This is a genomic window from Arsenophonus endosymbiont of Crataerina pallida (assembly GCF_964020125.1).
GTDB lineage: Bacteria > Pseudomonadota > Gammaproteobacteria > Enterobacterales > Enterobacteriaceae > Arsenophonus > Arsenophonus nilaparvatae.
Genome location: NZ_OZ026540.1, coordinates 1,658,664 through 1,679,706 on the forward strand (window position 1 = coordinate 1,658,664; position 21,043 = coordinate 1,679,706).

The window sequence follows — 21,043 nt, forward strand, 5'->3', positions numbered from 1 at the left end:
ACAGACTTAACCTTAAATTTACAAAAATTTATACTTTAATATCAAATAGTTATCATTAACATTACCATTCTCATTAACAACGGAGAGCCCACCATGTGGATTTTAATCCTAGGCATGTATGCCAGCCCTTATGCATCGAGTAACTTTGCAAGTGTTCATACTCAGGAATTTGACACTGAGAACATGTGCCAATTCGCCGCTAAACAGTTTGAGCGTGAGTTTGAAACTTTCAAGGATATCAACGCCAAAGCGATTTGCGTTAAGAAATAAGCTAATTTTACAAAGGCCAAACCATGAAACTTAACATCATCAAATTATTAATCACGACATTATTGTTTATCAGTGCAGCGTTCTCCTTCGAACTGATAGTTGGACATCTTGCGCACGCCGATACCGTCATTGACCCACAAATCAGGTTTAAACGTGGCGAATTAGGCAATATCCATTTAGGCGGGCAAGAGCTACTGGTTATCGGCATTATGATAGTGCCAGCACTCTTTGTCTATTTAGGGGTATTCCTCGACACATTGAAGAAATAGCATAGAGCGAATAAGCATTATCCCACCTGAATTTACCCCACTCAAATTACCCATACCGAAAGGTAAGCGTTTAACAGTAATAAAGGAGAATATCCTATGAATGAATCCCCTTTTGTCAAAACCAGTGAACTGGCAAAAAGGTACAAAGTGTCAACTCACACTATCAGACTATGGGCGGGTAACGGATACCAACGGCGGGAAGGTTTTCCACGCCCTCGGTTTAGATCTGATGAGCTTAATTTTGCCCGGCAGGATATTCTGGATTGGGAGATGGGTAAACGATTTGATTAACTTTATTCCACCAGCGATCATAAGCCTCTCGCTGTTCCTCTAGGTAGGTATGCTTGTCGTATACCTGCCAAATCCCCGGTAGTTTATGCCCTAACATGATCTCAGCAACATGGGGCTGGGTTAATTCCGCAACCCCCGTACGCATGGTTTTACGCAAATCGTGAATTGACCAGTGAGTATAGTTCTCAAATCTGCGAGCCATTTTTTTGTTGAGATTGCTAATAAAACTAATATGCCCACTGACACACAAAGGTTTCCCTTCTGAGACGGTAAATAAATAATCACTGCCATAATTCAATTTTTTAGCAGTTCTGATCAATTCCTCTGCCTCGGGGATAATGGGCTTTTTGCTTTTACACCCTGTTTTATGATTCTCTGGTGGCACTGTCCATATTCCTTTAGTAAAATCGAAATCAGCCATTTTTGCTTTTAGCAATTCACCTATCCGGCAACCAAACAATAACGCTAGGTTGATTATCAGGGCATTTCTAGGGTTATAGTCTGGCGCATCAATTAACGCAAATAATACCCTGAGCTCGTTGCTACTCAACACTCTCTCGCCTTGTTGCGTTTTTACCCCTAAATCCTGTGAGGTAACATCGATAAGTGGATTTAAAGAAATAATCCCCCTGCGAATTCCCCACCGATGGGCAGTTTTGGTATAACGTAAAATCCGTGCTCCTATCGCCGGTTTCGCTTTCACCACCTCTTCAATTAGCGATAGCCAGACATGCAAGTGCGTTTCGTTGTGGGGTAAATTGCCGATCTTGGGGAAAACATAAATTTCAAATGACCGTAATATCTCACCGGCTTTAACCTGTGAATTTTTAAGCGATTTCTCCCACCAGTCACGAATAACGGATTCAACCGTTCGCGCTTCAACTGATTTTTGTTTACGAGTGCGTTTGACCACTTTCGGGTTTCTGTGCTGCTCTAGTTCACCACGGTAAAAAAGCGCACTATCACGCGCATCTTTTAAACTAATTGCCGGATAGGTTCCAATGTCTATCCGATCACCTTTCCCCTGCCAACGATAGCGATATTGAAAAATGACTTTACCTTTTGGTGTCACGCGAACCGATAAACCCTCTCTGTCGGATTTAGTCACCATTTTAGCTTGTGGCTTACCATTTACCGCTCTTAACCAAGAATCACTTACCGCCATATTTTTTTCTCCTTACGTCTTTTTTATATAATATTTCATGTACACCAATATGTACATAAATTTGATGACACAAGGAATATAATAGGTGACTGAAAACAGTCATTCTATACTGAGATAAAAAATAAAATCATTATAAAACAAAGTATTAATTTTAATTTATCGACTGTCAGTGGCTGTTGACGACTGTTATTGAAGCTTCCATTTTATTTATATTGATAATAAAAATCCTATCCTGCTTAAGCATCATTAAATTTACTAAATTTTTTATTATTTCTAACATTTAATGTTTCTGTCTATTATTTATAAAGATAATTTTATGTCTGAATGGCAATAATCGAATGAAAAGTATACTAAATAGCCTTCCGGTATTTGTTGCTGCTGCTGAAGCTAACAGCTTCTCTTAAACAGCGGAAAAATTACATCTAACGCGCTCATCGGTAGCAAAAAAAATTGCGCAATTAGAAGCAAGACTGGGTGTAACCCTGTTTCATAGAACAACCCGCACGCAAAGTTTAACAGAGGAAGGAATGCTGTATTATGAATATTGCCGACGTGCACTCGATGAGATAGAAAAGATAGAAGACATTCTTGACAGCGGTAAGCATGAAGCTTGTGGAAAATTTAGGCTTTTCGATGCCGGTATTATTTGGCCATTTATGTATAGCCCCCCTACTCATTGCTTTAATAAAACAGTACCCCAAGCTAGAGCTAGAAATGTCATTCAACGATCGTATCGAAGAAGGAATTGATTTATCAATCTATATTGGCACACTACCTGATAGCAGTAATCTAGTCGCGAGAAAAATCGGCCAACATCGTATGACGATTTGCGCTTCCCCCTCTTATCTTACTCAAATGGGTGAACCAAGCACAATTAAAGAGTTGGCTCAACATTTTGCTGTCGCTTATAGCCGTTCAAATCAAATACAAAAATGGCGCCTCAAAGGCGATAACGGTGGTATATACGAATTCAGACCAAAAACAAGATTAATAATGGATGACATGCAAGCAATAAAAGATGCGATTATTTCAGATGCAGGTGTTGCCTGGCTTCCTGACTGGTTAGTCAGAGAAGAACTGATCAACGGGAGCCTGAAAGAAATTATGCCTCATGCGGTTGAAATAACCTTCTCTATTTATGCGGTATGGCCAAAAACCCCTTACCTTTCGCGAAAAGTCCGACTCATTGTTGATACTTTAGTTAACGATTTACCCGCTTATATGGAAAAAATAGCAGCGCCAAACTGAGCAGATTTGCGTTTACTGGCATTTTACATGCCAGTAAGCAAATCATCATGCTTACGCTATAAGACTCGCAATTTTAGCATTAGCATTAGCAATCCCTTGTTTTTGCCCATCAGGTTTTATATCCATCCCTTCGGCATAAATGAATTCCACATCAGTGATACCAATCAATCCTAAAACCGATTTCAGATAAGGAGTCACTGCATCCGTCTCTTGTCCCAAGTGGATACCACCACGAGAACTGACAACAACCGCACGTACCCCTTCAACTAATCCCATCGGATAAGTTTCCGTATATTTAAACGTAACGCCTGCACGGGTAACAAGATCAAACCAATTTTTCAACTGAGTTGGCACATTCAAATTATACATGGGTGCACCGATAACAACGATATCACTCCCTTTCAGTTCGGCTATCAATTTATCTGATAGGGCGACCGCGTTAAAGGCTTTTTCACTGAAATCACTCGCTCCTCGCATCGAATTAAATAGTTCATTATTCAATACAGGAAGATTAAGCTTAGCTAAATCACGTATCTCGACTTCATCGTTTAATCCTTTTAATTGTCTTTCCGTCAGATAAGTATCTATCAAAGTATTTGTTTGAGAATTATTTCCCATGATGCTGGATTTTAAAACAAGAATTTTATTCATAATATAATTCCTACTACACTATTATTTTAATATTTCAGATCGATAATTTTTATTACAAACCTGAAATTAAGAACAAATCAAATTTTACTACTAAAAAAAATTATTAGTGTTGAAAGAAAGAATTTATATTGATTCCAATAATGCAACAATTAAAAAAAAGCCTCGCATAATATTGGCGAGGCTTTTATTTTTTACAATTCAAGTTAATTAGGTAATACCTAAATTTCAGCAGATTATTTAGCTTTTTTTGTTTTTTTGGCCACTGCTGGTTTTTTAGTGGCTTTTAATTTTTTAGACTCATTTTTTTTGCCTTTTTTGATTGTAATTTTTTTTACCTTTTCATCTTTAGGGATCTCATATTCAAGATGAATTTTAAGTAAGCCATCACATAATTCAGCATTTTGGATTTTGGCATTTTTACCTAATGAATATTGGGCAGAGAAGGATCGATGAGAAATACCTTGGTGAAGCCATTCACCTTTTTTTGGAGTTTCTTCTTTATGATCACCAACAACAAACAATTGCCCATTAGAAAACGAAACATCTAATTCATTTTCAGTAAAACCTGGAACACTGATTATTAGTTCATAATGGGTATCATCAATTTTCTTTAAATTATAGGACTCACTTGGTAATGATAGCGGCTTAACACCAGTTAAGTGACTAAATAACTTATCTATCTTATCAAATCTGTCAGAATATAAATCATTTGTTAAAGTTGGAAATAACCTTAATGGACGAATCATAATAGACCTCTCCTAATGTAGCTTAATTAAGCATGGAGAACTTTGTTCTCTATTATTCTTATAGGAGTTACTGCAGATTTTTCCACTTATTTATTACAATGTAAATACACTTCTAAATAAAAATATCTAATAAACAAGTATTTATTTAATTGAGCTTTATTCACTGATTTTTTATTTAATACCATCATAAATCAAAGGATCAACCAAGAAATCAGAAATTAACCCTGACTCTGGCAAAAATTGATTACCTCTAATTAAAGAAAATTGACTACCTTCATCACCATAGGAAACATTGCGTTCATTGCCATTTTTTTCAGTGAGTTGCGTATAGGAATAATTTTGTATGTCTTGATAGAGATCACTATTTTTTGCTATCGACTGATGTAATTCTAATAAATCTCGATCGCTCAATTCCAACTTTTTATCTAGCTTGACACCCCATCGAGTTAAACAGACTTCGGCAAAGTGACGAACAATTAACCCTGGCTCATATAAAACTTTGCCTTCGCTAACACTATCAAGAGATGCATTACCGGCAAGAGTTGCATGCCGACCACGCATCGGAAATATACGAACAATCGTTGCACTATCCGTTTTCGGAATTACACAGCAAAAACCCTTCGAACGTTCGTCTTTAGCATAAAAAGCAACATATTCTTTAACATTCTTACCTAACGAAACCTTTTCATTTTGGAAATTTAATGGGCCAGGCACAGGATCAATAGCAAAAATATTTACTGGAATTTCTTTTAAAAGCTCATCTTCTAACATTGCATTGGCGAGCATATGACAACTAATTCCTCCTCGGCTCCAACCTACTATATTAACCTGACTGGGTATAACCCCGCCTTTGCGATACATTTTAATAATTTGTTGTTGCAATTGCTGCTGAGAAACTTTTCGATTGCCATAATCATAATGCCGCCAGAAATAAGAACCTGATACTTCTACGTCATCAATGGCTATATTGGCTTTTTTGAGCAGGTTATACTGTTTTTCAGTCAGTTTCTCTCGCTGCCAATCAAAATTACCTTTAATAATATGGATTGCATGCTGCACATTTTCTTTCCAGCCCTTACCAAAACCTACTCCAGTCCAATTATAATAACCCCCATCTTTTACCCAGAGTTCATCTTGCTGAAGATTTCCACTTCCAGGACCATCAATAATAATCCATTCTGCAAATTCACGACCTAAATTATTTGATGCCAACATCGAGACTAATTCACCTTGCCAATACTGCTTATTTGAATCCTCAAATTTAGTAACTCCTGTACCACAAAAATAGACCGTTAATATTGTCATAAAAACCTCGATAAAATTAATTAATAAGTTTTATTTTTAATCTCAATAATTATTTGATCATGCTTTGCTATCCCAAAAATGGATAAACAACGGGTTTAACCGAACCGGTTATTTTTGTCATACCAATGATGAGATAATTATCAAGAAAAACCGAAAAGAGAACTTTTTCTTAACCGTTCACTATATTGATATAATAATTTATCAGCAGATAGGCACTAATTTAATCACTTAATCGAGGAAATTATTTTTCAAATATAGCCAAATTTAACTAGTAGTAAAAAAATTATAATAAGATTTTTATTATTAATTAATATTATCTTTTTTATGATGTGAAAATGACATTTACCAAATTTAGTAATAAAATAAATAATATTTTCTAAATAGTTTATTAATTTATTTTATTCTGCTTATATTTCCAATTTGCCATGCCGATTTTTTGCATAAAACACCACTAGCAACAATATATAAATAAACTAAACTCACTTATTATCCATACAAATTTTACTTATGATTAGCGGAATTCAGTACTAAATTAATCAGGGCATGAATAAATATCCATACCCCGTATTAAATATGCCATGACAAAATAAATATTTGGCTATAATAAATAACTTTAAAATTAATGTGCCAGTTTTAGCCCAATAATCCCAGCAAAAATTAGCCCCAGGCTTAATAAGCGGAATAAACTGGCTGATTCACCAAGAAAAATAATCCCAATTATCGCCGTACCAACTGCACCAATACCTGTCCAAACCGCATATGCAGTGCCCGTCGGCAATGTTTTCATTGCATAAGCTAATAACACTACACTAAACAACATGGCAACTAAAGTAATAATACTGGGGGTTAATCTGGTAAATCCTTGGGTATATTTCAATCCTATTGCCCAAACGATTTCAAGTAAACCGGCTATTAATAAAATTAACCAGGCCATCATTCCTCCTTGTATCTTGAAAACGGTTTAAAATAGTTACGATTAGATTTGGCAAGGTGCATGCAGCCCGATTCCTCCTTGTATCTTGAAAACGGTTTAAAATAGTTACGATTAGATTTGGCAAGGTGCATGCAGCCCGATTCCTCCTAGGGTTTTAAGCCCGTTAATTAGCGACCGGCGCATACACTGAGCCACTCATCTGAAACCCGAACAGTTGTCCGTACTCCATAACGCATTTGCAAGGATGGGTAATCATGAGTCAGCCAAATCCACTTTGTGTGGGTATTGATGTTTCTAAAGCAACGCTGGACATAGCAGCCAGCTGTGATATTGCACAGTTTACGGTCAGTAATGACTCTGACGGTTTTGATGCCATTATCGCCGAATTGAGAAAGCATTCGGTGGTGTTGGTTCTGATGGAGGCAACTGGCGGGCTTGAAGCTACTGTGGCCTGCTCGCTCCAGGCTGAAGGCTTTGACGTCACTGTGATCAATCCCAGACAATCCCGAGACTTTGCCCGCGCTATGGGCTATCTGGCAAAAACTGACCGTATTGATGCCAAAGTGCTTGCACAAATGGCAGAGGTTATTAATCGACATCCGGAGCGAGAGCGCTTTATCCGGACTCTGCCAAATGCAGAACGTCAGGTTCTTGCTGCGATGGTCGTACGCAGACGCCAGTTGATTACAATGTTGGTGGCAGAACGTAATAGGCTGTATACCGCACATCCACAGAATAGAAAAAGCATCATCATCAAGGCGCTGGAAGATGAACTTGCCAGAATCGATGAGGATATGAACAACCACATAAGGAACCACTTTAAGGATCTGGCCGCTAGGCTGAGCAGCATTAAAGGGGTTGGTACCATGACAGTTGCTGCGTTGTTGGCGGAGCTTCCCGAACTGGGCAGCCTCTCGAGGCGAGCTATTAGCGCGCTTGTAGGCGTTGCCCCCATAAACCGGGACTCGGGTACCATGCGTGGTCGGCGAACCATATTTGGCGGAAGGGACGGAGTCCGAACAGCACTTTATATGGCCGCGCTTGGAGCAACTCGCTTTAATCCGGTGATAAAAGCCTTTTACATGCGTCTGCTTGCAGCGGGAAAAGCCAAAAAAGTGGCGCTGGTCGCCTGTATGCGCAAGCTGCTGACTATCCTGAACGCGATGCTCAGAAAGAACGAAGAATGGAATGAGTCGTACCATCACGTTTCTCCATAATTTTAACGTTCAAGACAGTTGCTAACAACTAGGGTCGTCCCCAACAAAATGATATTTCTCAGGTCGTCCTGAGCAACAGATCAAACTGAAAAAATTATAACTAGGCAATATAATAACTGCAACACTATGTATATTTACTTAATTACCATTGAAGATTAGTTTAGTTAAAAAAATTAGACGTTCCATTTCTGTTACTGCACTCCCTGATAATGTCATAAATATTAGCTAACTTGCTGAGTTCTATCGCATTCAGGATAATAAATTATTCATACTTACCTAACAGGGTAATGGCAACGGTACTTTTGGCAGTTTGTTACTGTTGCTACATTCTGTAGATATCTATTTTAGTCAGGAATAATAATCGGTCTGACTAGCCGTTGATACTGATTGAATAGTATATATTTTTTCATAGCGAGTTAATGATCATAATCTAACGTGATGGCTTAAAGCAGGTTAAAATGAGCCTGTCACATTGAGAATGGTGGAGACAAATGAATGTTAGACTAATAAAGCTAACAAGCGTTACTGAGGATAGTTGTATATTTTAATACCACGAGCCGCCTGGCTTTATCCAGCATATTTACCATAACGTTATTAACAAGTAACCACATTGAATTTATACCGAATATGCGATTGACAGCAAAAAATAGGCCTGTACTAAACGCTACTGAAGGGCTCTAAAGACAAACCAGCAGCAGCATATGTACAGGCAATTATCAGGAAAAGAAAAACCAATTTATACTATATAGATTAGTGACTTAAAATATAGCTCATGCTTTTTTATCGGAAATTGGTTTACCTTGTTCAGCAGCTAACATAGCCAACGCTTGCATTTGTGCTGGTGTTTGAACCATTTGTCGATCACGTGTGGAACGCATCTCTCTAACAATACTTTCTAAACTTAGATTACTTTCTGGGTTTATTAATTCCCTTGTGGCAAGTAGTTGACCAGTACGCCCAACGCCAGCTCGACAATGTATTACTGGTAATAATTTATTTTTATCCCCTATCGCTCTGCTTCCCTTTTTCTCATACATATCATTTTTTTTATTAACAACGGCATTAACATGCTCAGCTAATTCTTTTAATCCTTCATTACCAGAGGCAGTTCGATCCGGCCAATTAGGAACATGAATAACAGGTATGGTAACTTTAGCATCTTGACCTTTATCAATGACTTGTAATAAATATTGATGATAATCTAATCCGTCAGCTAATTTGCCCTCACCGTTACCTTTTGCAGTGACTAAAACATCACCATATTGATTGCTTTTTCTAAAATATTCGGGCAATTTCTCGCCAAATTCTGGATTAATATCTTTTTCTGATGCCAATACAACCAGCGCAGGTGTCCGATTAGCCACCAACATCTTAAAATAATCTTCCATTGATTTTGGTTTTGGATATTGGCAAGCAATAGCCACATTCTGACCAGCAATTTGTACCCGATTGGCGGATAGAGGCTGACCATTCGGGGCTGTCACAGCCGTTGCTTTTGCGGTCCAGATATTGCCAAATCGTTGATTCTCAACTTTCTCAATATATTGTGATTTGTCTATGTTGGTATTGCTAAATTCGTCTGTTAATTTTTTAAATAAATTTTCAGCTAACTTAGCGGTTTGCTGTTGGTCTTCTGCTGACATTCTACGTGGCGGTAATGGCGGTGCGGGTACCTCTGGATCACTTAACATTCTCTTTAATTTTGTTGGTAGTATATCTGTATCAGTAGCATTTTCTAATTTAGTCGTACCTTCATCCATCTTAGCGGATGATCTTTTATCACGAATGTAATTGCCCTTCGTTTCTTCAAATTGCTTAAGTAACTCCAGCGGTGATGCTTTATCTAATATTTTTGCGCTAGTGGAATTTTTTATTTCGTTAATAATTTTTTCAGCACTCAATTTATTACTAGGTTTAGATACTTGAGTTGCGGCAACCAGAAAAGCCGAGCGGTCATATCCTTTACTACCATGTATTACTGGTAATACTTTATTGAGATCATGTACTGTTTTACTATTTTTTGGTAAAGCTCAGTCGAATGATCATGGCTTGCCAGATTAATACGATCAGCGATAGCCTTTAACCCTTCATTATTGATGCTATTTTTTCCTAGCCAATTATTAATATGAATAACAGGCACTTGATATGAATGCTTACCTTCCTTAATTTCTATTTGATACTCGTCATAGTTAAATTTGCCAGCAGATCGATTTTCCACACCCTTTTCAACCTTAACTGACACACTGCCATACTTTCCACTTTGCTTAAAATATTCAGGTAAGCCTCCAGTCTCAATGTCCTTATTTGATGCCAAGACAACCAGAAGTGGCGTTTGATTATCAGATAGCATTTTAAAATAACTTTCTAAATATTCTGTTTTAGAATACTCACTGATCATTGCCACATTCCGATCCGCAATTTGCACGCGATTTGCGGGTAATAACTTACCATCCGGCGCTTTAACTAAAGTTGCCTCAGCCAGCAAAAGCTTATTATTTCGTTGGTTACTGAGAAGGATACCATCATCGCCAATTATGCTTGCCGCACTCGATACTTCACCAGCAACCGCTTTTTCTGATGGTATATTCAGGGTTTCTGTCGCACCTAACTTTGGCTTAGGAGGAAGCTGCGGTGGGTTGGTTAACTTTTTTTCCGCCACAGTAGGTTTTGCTGGAATTTCCGGTGGCGTTACATCAATCTCAAAATTCATACCAGCATGACGCCGCGTTTGATTACTGTCTAGATCCGTTTCAGTATCAAAATGGGATTTGTGCCGTAACAAAATGGACGACGATTCGCTATTCTTGATAATATTACGCCCTTGATACTCAGTTTTTTGCGTCCCATTTTGGCCGCCAGATGCCTCATCTGAGGCATAATTGGTATTAGGTATTACATTATTATAAATCGGTAAAATATTAGGCATCATAAAACCCCTTATTTTTAAGTTAATCTATTACTTTTCAGCTACACATTGTTCTGATTTTTCAAGCAATAATTCAAAAGTATCAATAATTTCATATGTGTTGATCTCATATAAAGGCAATTACACCCATAATATAAGATGTTGTTCTTCATTAAGTGCGGCAATTGGTTGCCAACGTAGCTGGGTCAAATTATTAAAATGCAATAAAGATAAGAAAGTAATATTTTTTTGCGTTAACTCATTTACATGACCTAAATCAGTAAAAATATATCAATCAAACTGATCAATTAACCCCAAATAAAAGTCAAATTTATTATCAATAGTTAAACTGAAAGTTTCCTGTTTGGATGTTTTTTCTATTGGTTCAAGACCAATATGATTAAAAAGTAATGATACTTTTTGGTGGAAAATAGCAAGTTGATGCACTAAACAATACCCCTTATTAAAAAATAACTTCTGTGCTTACTGCTTTTATTTGGCGTTATTCTTATTATTTATTAAAAAAAATAAAAAATGCTATTTAATCCCGCTCAAACTAAATTAATAAAGCAAAATGAATAGTCCATTTAAACATAGAAAAATTAATTATTTCTAATCATGCTCTTTTACAGAAAATAATTATTAGTTACAAATAAAAAACGATACAACTAGCCTGTTTCACAGCAAATAGGAAAGTGACCTAATTAACAATTATGCAAAATAATTTTTACATCTCATCGGTTAGCACGTTTCAGCTAGTTGAGCTTTAAGCAAAATAGATTATAAGAATGGAGATCATCACTTTTTTACTAATAACAACATTAGATGGAGCTAATATGAATAACGTTATTAAACCTCTGAGCTGGGTTATTTTTGCTCTGCTAGGTGCCTTTTCATTGGGTTATATTGCCCACAATCGAGGTGAACAAATTAACGCATTATGGATTGTTGTTGCGGCAGTTTGTATCTACTTAATTGCCTATCGTTACTATGAGCGCTATATCGCCAATCAGGTTCTTGCTATCGATCCGACTCGCATGACTCCCGCTCTTCGCTATAATGATGGCTTAGATTATGTACCAACCAATAAAAAAATCCTATTTGGTCATCATTTCGCTGCCATTGCCGGAGCGGGTCCTTTAGTTGGGCCAGTGCTTGCTGCCCAAATGGGCTATTTGCCTGGTATGCTGTGGATATTAGCGGGAGTTGTTTTTGCTGGTGCAGTGCAGGATCTGATGGTACTGTTTGTATCTGTTCGCAGTGATGGACGTTCACTTGGTGAATTGGTAAAAACCGAAATGGGAAATATCGCAGGGATCACGATCCTTATTGCTTGCTTTATGATTATGGTGATTATTCTTGCTGTTTTGGCCATGATTGTCGTAAAAGCCTTAACGCATAGCCCTTGGGGAACTTACACGGTAGCCTTTACCATCCCGCTAGCCATTTTTATGGGGGTGTACATCCGTTATATTCGCCCTGGCCAAATTGGTGAAATTTCAATTATTGGTTTTACTTTCTTAATCTTTGCTATCGTTTCAGGTGAATGGGTTAGCAAAAATGAAAGTTGGGCCTATTATTTCGATTTCGATGGTATTCAGCTAACCTGGCTACTGATCATTTATGGCTTTATCGCTGCAGTGCTGCCTGTCTGGTTACTATTGGCGCCACGAGATTATCTATCAACTTTCTTAAAAATTGGTACCATTATCGGACTGGCTATCAGCATTATCATTACTCGTCCTACGTTACAAATGCCAGCACTGACCCAATTTATTGATGGTAGCGGACCAGTATGGTCTGGTGAACTATTTCCTTTCCTATTTATTACCATCGCCTGTGGTGCCGTTTCGGGCTTTCATGCTTTGATTGAATCAGGTACAACACTAAAAATGTTAGCAAATGAAAATCAGGCCTGTTTGATTGGTTACGGTGGCATGCTAATGGAGTCGTTTGTCGCTATCATGGCATTAATTGCGGCTTGCATCATCGATCCCGCGGTCTATTTTGCAATGAATAGCCCAATGTCAATGTTAGCGCCGGTTGGAACCTCTGACGTGGTGGCTTCCGCGGCGCAAATAATCAGTAGCTGGGGATTTCATATTACACCAGAAACCCTAATCAACATTGCTAACGAAGTTGGAGAACAATCTATTATTTCAAGAGCCGGTGGGGCACCAACCCTGGCTGTTGGGATGGCTTATCTACTACATAGTGCATTTAGCGGCTTACTCAATGTCTCGTTCTGGTACCATTTCGCGATCTTGTTCGAAGCGTTATTCATTTTAACCGCTGTCGATGCTGGAACAAGAGCTGCACGCTTTATGTTGCAAGATTTATTAGGTGTTATATCACCACCGCTAAAAAGAACCGATTCATTACTTGCCAATGTTATTGCCACAATACTTTGTGTGTTAGCGTGGGGATATTTTCTTTATCAAGGTATAGTAGATCCATTAGGCGGTATCAATACATTATGGCCACTGTTCGGTATTGCCAATCAGATGCTAGCAAGTATGGCGTTAATGCTCTGCACCGTCGTTTTATTCAAAATGAAACGACATATTTATGCTTGGGTAACCCTATTACCTACCAGTTGGCTGATCATTTGTACGATGACAGCGGCTTGGAAGAAAGTATTTAGTAAAAATATTAGTATCGGTTTTTTGGCCATTGCCAACAAATTTCAGTCGCTAATTAACAGCGATAATATTCCGCCACAATATAGCCAATCTCAGTTAGTGCAATTAGTTTTTAATAATCGTGTCGATGCAGGATTGACCAGTTTTTTTATGATCACGGTGGTGATTTTAGCATTGTTTTCAATCAGAACGATTTTAAGCGCGCTCAAATCAGCCATCCCGATCAGCCGTGAAACACCCTACTTAGCAATAGCGGCAAATGATGAGAACATTATTGTGAATCCACAGCGAATTATTAATACCTAAGTCCTAAATCACTAATGGCTAATAACAAACAGATAAATCAATAGCTAAGATAATAGAAAATATTGCGGAAACAATAATAGCCTGAAATTTTCAGGCTATTATTAGCAATAAAAAATAATGCTCCTATCACTCCATTCATTGTTAACAAACAACCTTTAATTAAAAGCGATAGATTAGCTAAATATTATTTCACCCGAGAAACATATTCACCGGAGCGGGTATCAACTTTAATTACCTCACCAATTTGAACGAATAGCGGAACTTTTACCACCGCACCGGTACTTAATGTTGCCGGTTTTCCGCCAGTACCTGCTGTATCCCCCTTTAAACCCGGATCGGTATCAACCACTGCCAGTTCAACAAAATTCGGTGGCGTGATAGCAATAGGCTGTCCATTCCATAATGTAACAATGCAATCAGCTTGATCGATTAACCATTTTGCATTATCACCGACCGCTTTTTCATCAGCAGCTAGTTGCTCAAAAGTCTCATTATTCATAAAATGCCAAAACTCACCATCACTGTATAGATAGGTCAAGTTCAGATCCATAACATCAGCATTTTCGACAGAATCAGTTGACTTAAATGTTTTTTCTAATAACTTATTAGAAATTAATTTACGGATCCGTACGCGAGCAAACGCTTGCCCTTTGCCTGGTTTGACAAATTCGCTTTCCACAATTGCACAAGGCTCGCCATCTAACATGATTTTAAGACCTGAGCGAAATTCATTGGTACTATAGGTAGCCATAGAAATCCTCTAAATTTTTTAAGTAAAAATGGCATAGCCAAAAAATGTTTAATATTGTAACTCAAAAAAGCCCTGCCAGAGAAGTCTGGCTACAACAACTTGCAGAAGCTGTCACTGATCCTGACGAATTGCTACGATTACTGTCACTACAAAATGATCCGGAATTGCGTGCTGGAAGTGCTGCTCGTGCTTTATTTCCGCTGCGCGTACCTCACCCTTTTATTGCAAAAATGCGGATCGGTGATGCCAATGATCCCCTTTTACGGCAAGTTATTACGCTAAAATCTGAATTTAATCTTACGCCAACATTTTCGACTGACCCGTTAAATGAGCAAAATAGTCCAATTCCAGGATTATTACATAAATATCAGGATCGCGTCCTACTATTAGTGAAAGGAGGTTGTGCCGTTAATTGCCGCTACTGCTTCCGGCGTCACTTTCCGTATGAAGAAAACAAAGGCAACAAACAAAATTGGCAGACTGCATTAAATTATATTCAACGCCATACTGAGCTTAATGAAGTTATTTTTTCAGGCGGCGATCCTTTGATGGCAAAAGATCATGAGTTAGATTGGCTGATGTCACAGTTAGAAACTATCCCTCATATCAAACGGCTTAGGATCCATAGCCGATTACCGGTGGTTATTCCTGCTCGCATTACCACAACACTTTGCCAACGTTTCAATATTTCTCGATTACAGATTATTATGGTGACTCATATCAATCATGCCAACGAAATTGACAGTGAGTTTAGTCGCGCGATGGAACAGTTAAAACAGGTAAGTGTTACCTTATTAAATCAAAGTGTACTTTTGCGCGGTGTGAATGATAATGCTGACTGTCTCGCTAAATTAAGTAATAAACTGTTTGAAAACGGCATACTACCTTATTATTTACATCTATTAGATAAAGTCCAAGGTGCCGCCCATTTTATGGTAACGGATGAAGAGGCTCGCATCATAATGAAAGAACTGCTTACCCGTATCTCAGGCTATCTGGTACCGAGATTAACCAGAGAAATAGGTGGAAAATTGAGTAAAACACCGATTGACTTACAATTACAATTTAGCTACATGATAAAACGCATGATCCTATATTATTCAGGATCATGCTTAGCATGCGTTATGGACACTTATAAACTTGTCCTATCATTTTACTGTCAGTAGGAATAAAACTCGAGAGTAACGTTTCCGTTGGGCTATTAGCGCCATAAATAACATTACCTCCCATCTCAGCAGCTTTATTGCGTAAATTATTTGCTGCGCCACGCAGTGAACTAGACTCATTATTTACGCCACTAAGCCAATTACTTTGGGTGCCGGTAACCGACCCTAAATGCCGACATTCACTTCCTGGCTGGGCATTAACGAAACGAACTTTTTCACCCGCGGTGGTAATTTTATTGGTTGTTGAACAGCCAGCCAAGACAAATAGTGTGGCACTAAGCAATACTTTAATTCGCATGTTGTTCCTCATTTACTTTTAGCTATATATTAATATCAACGCTTACATTACCGAATTTTTTTGCCAAATTAAGCTTATTATCAATAACAACATAATATCCAGCCAAATAGTTTGGCCATCAATCTTTTATACCAGCGTGTTAACAACATTTTACCCTATTCTAGTAAATATACTCGGTTAAATCATATTATCGCAAAATTAAATCATCTTATGTGAAAAAATAGACTTAAAGCCAATAACCAGCCGCTAGCAAACCCTTAATGAAATCAAATTGCAAACAGATAAAAATTTGATAATGAAAAACCCCGAGTCAAAAGTTAAACTCAGGGTTCTTCTCGTGATAAGGATAACGATGTTAGGATTTTAATACCTTACATCATACCACCCATACCACCCATACCAGCAGCAGCACCTAGATCAGCTTTATCTTCTTTTGGTAAATCAGTTACCATAGCTTCAGTTGTGATCATAAGACCGGCGATTGAGGCAGCAAATTGTAAAGCCGAACGAGTAACCTTAGTTGGATCCAGAATACCCATGTCAAGCATGTCGCCATACTCTTCAGTTAAAGCGTTATAACCGTAGTTGCCTTTACCTTGTTTAACATTGTTAACAACCACAGCTGATTCTTCACCCGCATTCTCAACAATTTGGCGCATAGGTGATTCCATCGCGCGAAGGGCGATATCAATACCAACTTTTTGATCTTCGTTGTCACCTTTCAACTTATCTAATGCAGCTGCAACACGAACCAGAGCAACACCGCCGCCAGCAACAATACCTTCCTCTACGGCTGCACGAGTTGCATGCAACGCATCATCAACACGGGCACGTTTCTCTTTCATTTCAACTTCAGTCGCAGCACCTACTTTAATCACCGCAACACCGCCTGATAACTTGGCAATACGCTCTTGTAATTTTTCACGATCATAATCGGAGGTTGCTTCATCACGTTGTTGCTTAATTTGTTCGATACGGCTTTTAATCGTGCTTTTTTCACCGATACCATCAATAATAGTGGTGTTATCTTTGTTAATAACGATACGTTTCGCTTGACCTAAATCTTCTAGCGTCGCTTTCTCCAACTCCATACCGATCTCTTCAGAGATAACAGCACCTTTGGTTAGAATAGCAATATCCTGCAACATGGCTTTACGGCGATCACCAAAACCAGGGGCTTTTACCGCAGCAACTTTTACAATACCACGTAAGTTGTTTACCACCAATGTCGCCAGGGCTTCACCTTCAACATCTTCAGCAATAATCAACAACGATTTGCCTGCTTTAGCGACAGCTTCCAATGCAGGTAACAATTCACGAATATTAGAAACTTTTTTATCTACTAACAAGATATAGGCATTTTCTAATTCGACAGAGCCCGCATCTGGCTTATTAATAAAATAAGGAGACAAATAACCGCGATCAAATTGCATACCTTCAACAGTAGCTAGTTCGTCTTCTAAACCGGAACCTTCTTCAACGGTAATAACACCTTCTTTGCCAACTGCTTTCATTGCTTTAGCAATTAATTCACCGACGGTTTTATCAGAGTTAGCCGAAATCGTACCGACTTGTTCAATCTCTTTATTATCAGCACACGGTTTAGATAATTTTTTCAATTCTTCAACTGCCGCAGAAACCGCTTTATCAATACCGCGTTTTAAATCCATTGGGTTCATGCCGGCAGCAACCGCTTTTAAACCTTCGCTAACAATCGATTGAGCGAGTACTGTTGCTGTGGTTGTGCCATCACCTGCTGCATCATTTGCCTTAGATGCAACTTCTTTTACCATCTGGGCACCCATATTTTCGAATTTATCTTCTAATTCGATTTCACGCGCAACAGACACACCATCTTTAGTAATTGAAGGTGCTCCGAAAGATTTATCCAGAATTACATTACGGCCTTTCGGACCTAAAGTAACTTTAACTGCATCAGCAAGAATACTCACTCCACGAAGCATTTTTGCACGGGCGTCAATCCCAAATTTTACGTCTTTAGCTGCCATTGTTTCTTTCCTTTAAATTCATTCATTCTGAAGATCTAAGCGAGAAATTATTTTTCAACAATTGCCAGAATATCGCTTTCTGACATAATCAATACTTCGTCGTTATCAATCTTTTCTGTCTTCACGCCATAGCCGTCGTTAAAAATAACAGTATCGCCAACTTTCACATCTAACGGTTTATTTTCACCATTTTCTAAAATGCGACCGTTACCAACAGCTAGCACTTTGCCTCGAGTTGACTTACCAGCAGCAGAGCCCGTCAAAACAATGCCTCCAGCAGATTTAGCTTCAACTTCTTCGCGCTTGATGATAACCCGATCATGCAATGGACGTATCTTCATTAATAGATCTCCTATAAATAAAATCCATATAAGGTAAATAAGGATGATACTAGTATGTCTTATTAAACCAGTACCCTGTTTGACGAAATGGGGTCAATTAAAATCAGTTCAAGGGGGTATACAAAAAATTTTTCATTTTTTCTTTCTACTTTAAAAACAAAATCGTTAGTATTATTTATCATCATGATCTTCTTTTTTAGAAAATTTGTCTTCATGTTTAATGCTGTTTGATGGAGAATCAGATTTTCTATCAAATTCGCCTTCATAGGTATGCCCTTTTGAAGAACGGTTAAAATTATCGTTAGCTGCCCCGGCAGAATAAAAATGAATATGTGGCATAAGCTTCACGACTATCAGTTTTTGGATCGGAGAAAATAGTAGTAACAAACCTAAAAAATCCGTAAAAAAACCAGGTATGATTAACAGAATACCTGCAATCACTAAGGCCACATTCTTAATCATCTCCTCGGCCGGATTTTCACCGTCAGCTAATTTTTGACGTATTAACAATAAGTTCTTAATTCCCTGACTTTTTACTAAAGAAATTCCAAGGCATGAAGTTAAAACGACCAATATTAAAGTGGTTAATACACCTATGCTCTCAGCAACTCTAACAAAAATAACTGCTTCGATATAAATTAACAGGCATAAAAGTATGAATGGAAACCAACGCATACAATTCTCCTAATATTTGCTAATAAAACGCTAGCCTCTTGACTTAGCAAGATAAATTGGCTTAAAAAAATGAATATCACAATATTTGCTTTATAAGCCGATAATACCTATATGATGCAGATCTATCATACATTTTTCAATGATAAAAAATTTTAATGTTTTTAATGGGTTATGTGAATGTGATCACACATATCATATTTAATCCACTAAGATGCATATATAGTATTCCATATTTATGACAATACCACTATTTCGGAATATATATCACGGTTATAATTAAAATCTTAATTATTAATTTCAAATCTGACGTTAATATAATCCATTTTTACTATTACATTACATATTCAGTTAGTAAATCGCTATTTAATTTTAAGAAGGTTTGTATGTCTAAAAGTATCCGTTCTGAAGAAGACCTATTAGGTAAACGAGATGTACCTGCTGAAGCCTATTATGGTATTCATACATTGCGTGCGATCGAGAATTTCTATATTAGCGACCGAACTATTAATCATGTACCCGAATTTATTCGTGGAATGGTAATGGTAAAAAAAGCAGCGGCAATGGCAAATAAAGAACTAAAAACCATTCCACAAAAACAAGCAGATGCGATTGTTAATGCCTGTGACCAAATTTTAGATAAAGGCAAGTGCATGGATCAGTTTCCAGTAGATGTCTTTCAAGGGGGAGCCGGTACATCATTAAATATGAATACTAACGAAGTCCTGGCTAACATTGGTCTTGAATTAATGGGACATAAAAAAGGTGAATACCAATATTTAGATCCCAATGACCATTTAAATAAGAGTCAATCAACTAATGATGCCTATCCAACCGGCTTTCGAATTGCGGTTTATAACTCTATTACTAACCTAATTAAATCAATTACCCTACTTCAAGAAGGTTTTGAACAAAAAGCCAACCAATTTAAAGATATTCTTAAAATGGGTCGCACCCAATTACAAGATGCGGTTCCTATGACAGTAGGGCAAGAATTTCATGCATTTGCTACATTATTAAAAGAAGAAATAAAAAATTTACACCGCGCTAGTGAATTATTACTTGAAGTCAATCTTGGTGCAACCGCAATCGGAACCCGAGTAAATACCGCTGCCGGTTATCAAGAATTGGTGGTAAAAAAATTAGCTGAAGTAACAGGATTGCCCTGCATTCCGGCAGAAGATTTAATTGAAGCAACTTCCGACTGTGGTGCTTATATTACAGTACATGCAGGATTAAAACGCTTAGCCGTTAAACTATCAAAAATCTGTAATGATCTTCGCCTACTCTCTTCCGGCCCTCGTGCTGGTTTAAAAGAAATCAATCTACCCGAACTACAAGCGGGTTCATCTATTATGCCTGCTAAAGTCAATCCTGTTATCCCTGAAGTGGTTAATCAAGCATGCTTCAAAGTTATTGGCAACGATACTTGTGTTACTATCGCAGCGGAAGCAGGACAATTGCAATTAAATGTGATGGAGCCGGCAATCGGCCAGGCAATTTTTGAATCTATTTCATTAATGAATAATTCTTGCCGTAATTTACTGGAAAAATGTATTAACGGTATTACCGTCAATAAAGAAATATGCGAAAAATATGTTTTTAATTCGATTGGTATTGTCACTTATCTTAATCCATTTATCGGTCATCATAATGGCGATATCGTCGGTAAAATATGCGCTGAAACAGGTAAAAATGTTAGAGAAGTAGTATTAGAGCGAGGTTTACTAACAGAAGAACAATTAGACGATATTTTCTCTGTTGAAAATCTAAAAAATCCTCAGTATAAAGCGAAACGCTTTGATGACTAAATTAGCATGTTAACAATAAAAATTAATTCGTCTTAATTTTTAAGGC

Annotated in this window: 21 protein-coding genes and 1 pseudogene; 7 read left to right on the plus strand and 15 right to left on the minus strand. The window is 37.7% G+C overall.

All coding sequences use genetic code 11. The annotated features are described in order from the left end of the window. The first annotated feature begins 93 nt into the window (after positions 1-93). Both AACL31_RS08985 and AACL31_RS08990 read left to right on the plus strand, forming a co-directional pair. Positions 94-270, plus strand: coding sequence for a hypothetical protein (locus AACL31_RS08985; RefSeq protein ID WP_310513667.1), 177 nt, complete (start codon positions 94-96; stop codon positions 268-270). 23 nt (positions 271-293) lie between these two features. Next, complete coding sequence (locus tag AACL31_RS08990; protein ID WP_310513666.1) at positions 294-539, plus strand: hypothetical protein; 246 nt, start codon at positions 294-296, stop codon at positions 537-539. 235 nt (positions 540-774) lie between these two features. Here the strand turns inward: AACL31_RS08990 and AACL31_RS08995 are convergent, their stop codons facing one another. Beyond that, complete coding sequence (locus AACL31_RS08995; RefSeq protein WP_339053947.1) at positions 775-1,995, minus strand: site-specific integrase; 1,221 nt, start codon at positions 1,993-1,995, stop codon at positions 775-777. A gap of 338 nt (positions 1,996-2,333) precedes the next feature. Here AACL31_RS08995 and AACL31_RS09000 point away from each other — a divergent pair. Beyond that, positions 2,334-3,243, plus strand: a pseudogene (locus AACL31_RS09000) (LysR family transcriptional regulator). 51 nt (positions 3,244-3,294) lie between these two features. Here AACL31_RS09000 and AACL31_RS09005 read toward each other — a convergent pair. The 5 genes from AACL31_RS09005 to AACL31_RS09025 form a co-directional block, all read right to left on the minus strand. Further along, positions 3,295-3,894, minus strand: a complete 600-nt coding sequence (locus AACL31_RS09005; protein ID WP_310513031.1) for an FMN-dependent NADH-azoreductase — start codon at positions 3,892-3,894, stop codon at positions 3,295-3,297. Positions 3,895-4,127: 233 nt separating this feature from the next. Beyond that, positions 4,128-4,640 (minus strand): Hsp20 family protein, encoded by a 513-nt coding sequence (locus tag AACL31_RS09010; RefSeq protein ID WP_310513032.1) that lies wholly within the window; start codon positions 4,638-4,640, stop codon positions 4,128-4,130. A gap of 171 nt (positions 4,641-4,811) precedes the next feature. Further along, positions 4,812-5,945: a hypothetical protein gene (locus tag AACL31_RS09015; protein WP_310513033.1), complete on the minus strand. Its 1,134-nt coding sequence runs from the start codon at positions 5,943-5,945 to the stop codon at positions 4,812-4,814. Between the two features lie 619 nt (positions 5,946-6,564). Beyond that, positions 6,565-6,879: a quaternary ammonium compound efflux SMR transporter SugE gene (gene sugE, locus AACL31_RS09020; RefSeq protein ID WP_032116143.1), complete on the minus strand. Its 315-nt coding sequence runs from the start codon at positions 6,877-6,879 to the stop codon at positions 6,565-6,567. After that, positions 6,879-7,010: a hypothetical protein gene (locus tag AACL31_RS09025; RefSeq protein WP_339053948.1), complete on the minus strand. Its 132-nt coding sequence runs from the start codon at positions 7,008-7,010 to the stop codon at positions 6,879-6,881. Before AACL31_RS09025 ends, sugE begins: the two co-directional genes overlap by 1 nt. Before the next feature lie 123 nt (positions 7,011-7,133). On the opposite strand from AACL31_RS09025, the gene AACL31_RS09030 reads away from it, so the two are divergent. Then, positions 7,134-8,096, plus strand: a complete 963-nt coding sequence (locus tag AACL31_RS09030; RefSeq protein ID WP_339053949.1) for an IS110 family transposase — start codon at positions 7,134-7,136, stop codon at positions 8,094-8,096. Positions 8,097-8,866: 770 nt separating this feature from the next. Here the strand turns inward: AACL31_RS09030 and AACL31_RS09035 are convergent. The 4 genes from AACL31_RS09035 to AACL31_RS09045 form a co-directional block, all read right to left on the minus strand. Then, positions 8,867-9,997, minus strand: a complete 1,131-nt coding sequence (locus AACL31_RS09035) for a protein-tyrosine phosphatase family protein (protein WP_310512701.1) — start codon at positions 9,995-9,997, stop codon at positions 8,867-8,869. 74 nt (positions 9,998-10,071) lie between these two features. Next, positions 10,072-11,025: a protein-tyrosine phosphatase family protein gene (locus AACL31_RS09040; RefSeq protein ID WP_310512702.1), complete on the minus strand. Its 954-nt coding sequence runs from the start codon at positions 11,023-11,025 to the stop codon at positions 10,072-10,074. A gap of 117 nt (positions 11,026-11,142) precedes the next feature. Next, on the minus strand, positions 11,143-11,289 hold the full coding sequence (locus tag AACL31_RS21015; RefSeq protein ID WP_409013948.1) for a CesT family type III secretion system chaperone: 147 nt from the start codon (positions 11,287-11,289) through the stop codon (positions 11,143-11,145). 3 nt (positions 11,290-11,292) lie between these two features. Further along, positions 11,293-11,448 carry a hypothetical protein gene (locus AACL31_RS09045; RefSeq protein ID WP_310512703.1) on the minus strand — a complete coding sequence of 52 codons (156 nt, stop codon included), beginning with the start codon at positions 11,446-11,448 and terminating at the stop codon, positions 11,293-11,295. Between the two features lie 389 nt (positions 11,449-11,837). Between AACL31_RS09045 and cstA the strand changes: the two genes are divergently transcribed. Then, positions 11,838-13,949 (plus strand): pyruvate/proton symporter CstA, encoded by a 2,112-nt coding sequence (gene cstA, locus AACL31_RS09050; protein WP_339053950.1) that lies wholly within the window; start codon positions 11,838-11,840, stop codon positions 13,947-13,949. 184 nt (positions 13,950-14,133) lie between these two features. On the opposite strand, the gene efp is transcribed toward cstA, so the two are convergent. After that, positions 14,134-14,700 carry an elongation factor P gene (efp, locus tag AACL31_RS09055; protein WP_310512705.1) on the minus strand — a complete coding sequence of 189 codons (567 nt, stop codon included), beginning with the start codon at positions 14,698-14,700 and terminating at the stop codon, positions 14,134-14,136. A 44-nt stretch (positions 14,701-14,744) separates the two neighbouring features. Between efp and epmB the strand changes: the two genes are divergently transcribed. Continuing rightward, positions 14,745-15,866 carry an EF-P beta-lysylation protein EpmB gene (epmB, locus tag AACL31_RS09060; protein WP_310512706.1) on the plus strand — a complete coding sequence of 374 codons (1,122 nt, stop codon included), beginning with the start codon at positions 14,745-14,747 and terminating at the stop codon, positions 15,864-15,866. Here epmB and AACL31_RS09065 read toward each other — a convergent pair. The 4 genes from AACL31_RS09065 to AACL31_RS09080 all read right to left on the minus strand — a co-directional run bounded on the left by AACL31_RS09065 (position 15,823) and on the right by AACL31_RS09080 (position 19,189). Continuing rightward, positions 15,823-16,164: a DUF4156 domain-containing protein gene (locus tag AACL31_RS09065; protein ID WP_310512707.1), complete on the minus strand. Its 342-nt coding sequence runs from the start codon at positions 16,162-16,164 to the stop codon at positions 15,823-15,825. The two genes, epmB and AACL31_RS09065, sit on opposite strands and share 44 nt — an antisense overlap. Positions 16,165-16,535: 371 nt before the next feature. Beyond that, positions 16,536-18,173: a chaperonin GroEL gene (gene groL / locus AACL31_RS09070; RefSeq protein WP_310512708.1), complete on the minus strand. Its 1,638-nt coding sequence runs from the start codon at positions 18,171-18,173 to the stop codon at positions 16,536-16,538. Between the two features lie 47 nt (positions 18,174-18,220). Beyond that, positions 18,221-18,514, minus strand: coding sequence for a co-chaperone GroES (locus tag AACL31_RS09075; RefSeq protein ID WP_032116137.1), 294 nt, complete (start codon positions 18,512-18,514; stop codon positions 18,221-18,223). Positions 18,515-18,685: 171 nt separating this feature from the next. Then, positions 18,686-19,189 carry an FxsA family protein gene (locus AACL31_RS09080; protein ID WP_032116136.1) on the minus strand — a complete coding sequence of 168 codons (504 nt, stop codon included), beginning with the start codon at positions 19,187-19,189 and terminating at the stop codon, positions 18,686-18,688. 383 nt (positions 19,190-19,572) lie between these two features. Between AACL31_RS09080 and aspA the strand changes: the two genes are divergently transcribed. Further along, complete coding sequence (gene aspA, locus AACL31_RS09085) at positions 19,573-20,997, plus strand: aspartate ammonia-lyase (protein WP_310512709.1); 1,425 nt, start codon at positions 19,573-19,575, stop codon at positions 20,995-20,997. Positions 20,998-21,043 lie beyond the last annotated feature (46 nt).

What these genes read in the sequence shown, in the direction of transcription:
- AACL31_RS08985 (WP_310513667.1), top strand. Translation starts at nt 94, where the DNA reads ATGTGGATTTTAATCCTAGGCATGTATGCCAGCCCTTATGCATCGAGT.
- AACL31_RS08990 (WP_310513666.1), top strand. Translation starts at nt 294, where the DNA reads ATGAAACTTAACATCATCAAATTATTAATCACGACATTATTGTTTATC.
- AACL31_RS08995 (WP_339053947.1), bottom strand. Translation starts at nt 1,995, where the DNA reads ATGGCGGTAAGTGATTCTTGGTTAAGAGCGGTAAATGGTAAGCCACAA.
- AACL31_RS09005 (WP_310513031.1), bottom strand. Translation starts at nt 3,894, where the DNA reads ATGAATAAAATTCTTGTTTTAAAATCCAGCATCATGGGAAATAATTCT.
- AACL31_RS09010 (WP_310513032.1), bottom strand. Translation starts at nt 4,640, where the DNA reads ATGATTCGTCCATTAAGGTTATTTCCAACTTTAACAAATGATTTATAT.
- AACL31_RS09015 (WP_310513033.1), bottom strand. Translation starts at nt 5,945, where the DNA reads ATGACAATATTAACGGTCTATTTTTGTGGTACAGGAGTTACTAAATTT.
- sugE (WP_032116143.1), bottom strand. Translation starts at nt 6,879, where the DNA reads ATGGCCTGGTTAATTTTATTAATAGCCGGTTTACTTGAAATCGTTTGG.
- AACL31_RS09025 (WP_339053948.1), bottom strand. Translation starts at nt 7,010, where the DNA reads ATGCACCTTGCCAAATCTAATCGTAACTATTTTAAACCGTTTTCAAGA.
- AACL31_RS09030 (WP_339053949.1), top strand. Translation starts at nt 7,134, where the DNA reads ATGAGTCAGCCAAATCCACTTTGTGTGGGTATTGATGTTTCTAAAGCA.
- AACL31_RS09040 (WP_310512702.1), bottom strand. Translation starts at nt 11,025, where the DNA reads ATGATGCCTAATATTTTACCGATTTATAATAATGTAATACCTAATACC.
- cstA (WP_339053950.1), top strand. Translation starts at nt 11,838, where the DNA reads ATGAATAACGTTATTAAACCTCTGAGCTGGGTTATTTTTGCTCTGCTA.
- efp (WP_310512705.1), bottom strand. Translation starts at nt 14,700, where the DNA reads ATGGCTACCTATAGTACCAATGAATTTCGCTCAGGTCTTAAAATCATG.
- epmB (WP_310512706.1), top strand. Translation starts at nt 14,745, where the DNA reads ATGTTTAATATTGTAACTCAAAAAAGCCCTGCCAGAGAAGTCTGGCTA.
- AACL31_RS09065 (WP_310512707.1), bottom strand. Translation starts at nt 16,164, where the DNA reads ATGCGAATTAAAGTATTGCTTAGTGCCACACTATTTGTCTTGGCTGGC.
- groL (WP_310512708.1), bottom strand. Translation starts at nt 18,173, where the DNA reads ATGGCAGCTAAAGACGTAAAATTTGGGATTGACGCCCGTGCAAAAATG.
- AACL31_RS09075 (WP_032116137.1), bottom strand. Translation starts at nt 18,514, where the DNA reads ATGAAGATACGTCCATTGCATGATCGGGTTATCATCAAGCGCGAAGAA.
- AACL31_RS09080 (WP_032116136.1), bottom strand. Translation starts at nt 19,189, where the DNA reads ATGCGTTGGTTTCCATTCATACTTTTATGCCTGTTAATTTATATCGAA.
- aspA (WP_310512709.1), top strand. Translation starts at nt 19,573, where the DNA reads ATGTCTAAAAGTATCCGTTCTGAAGAAGACCTATTAGGTAAACGAGAT.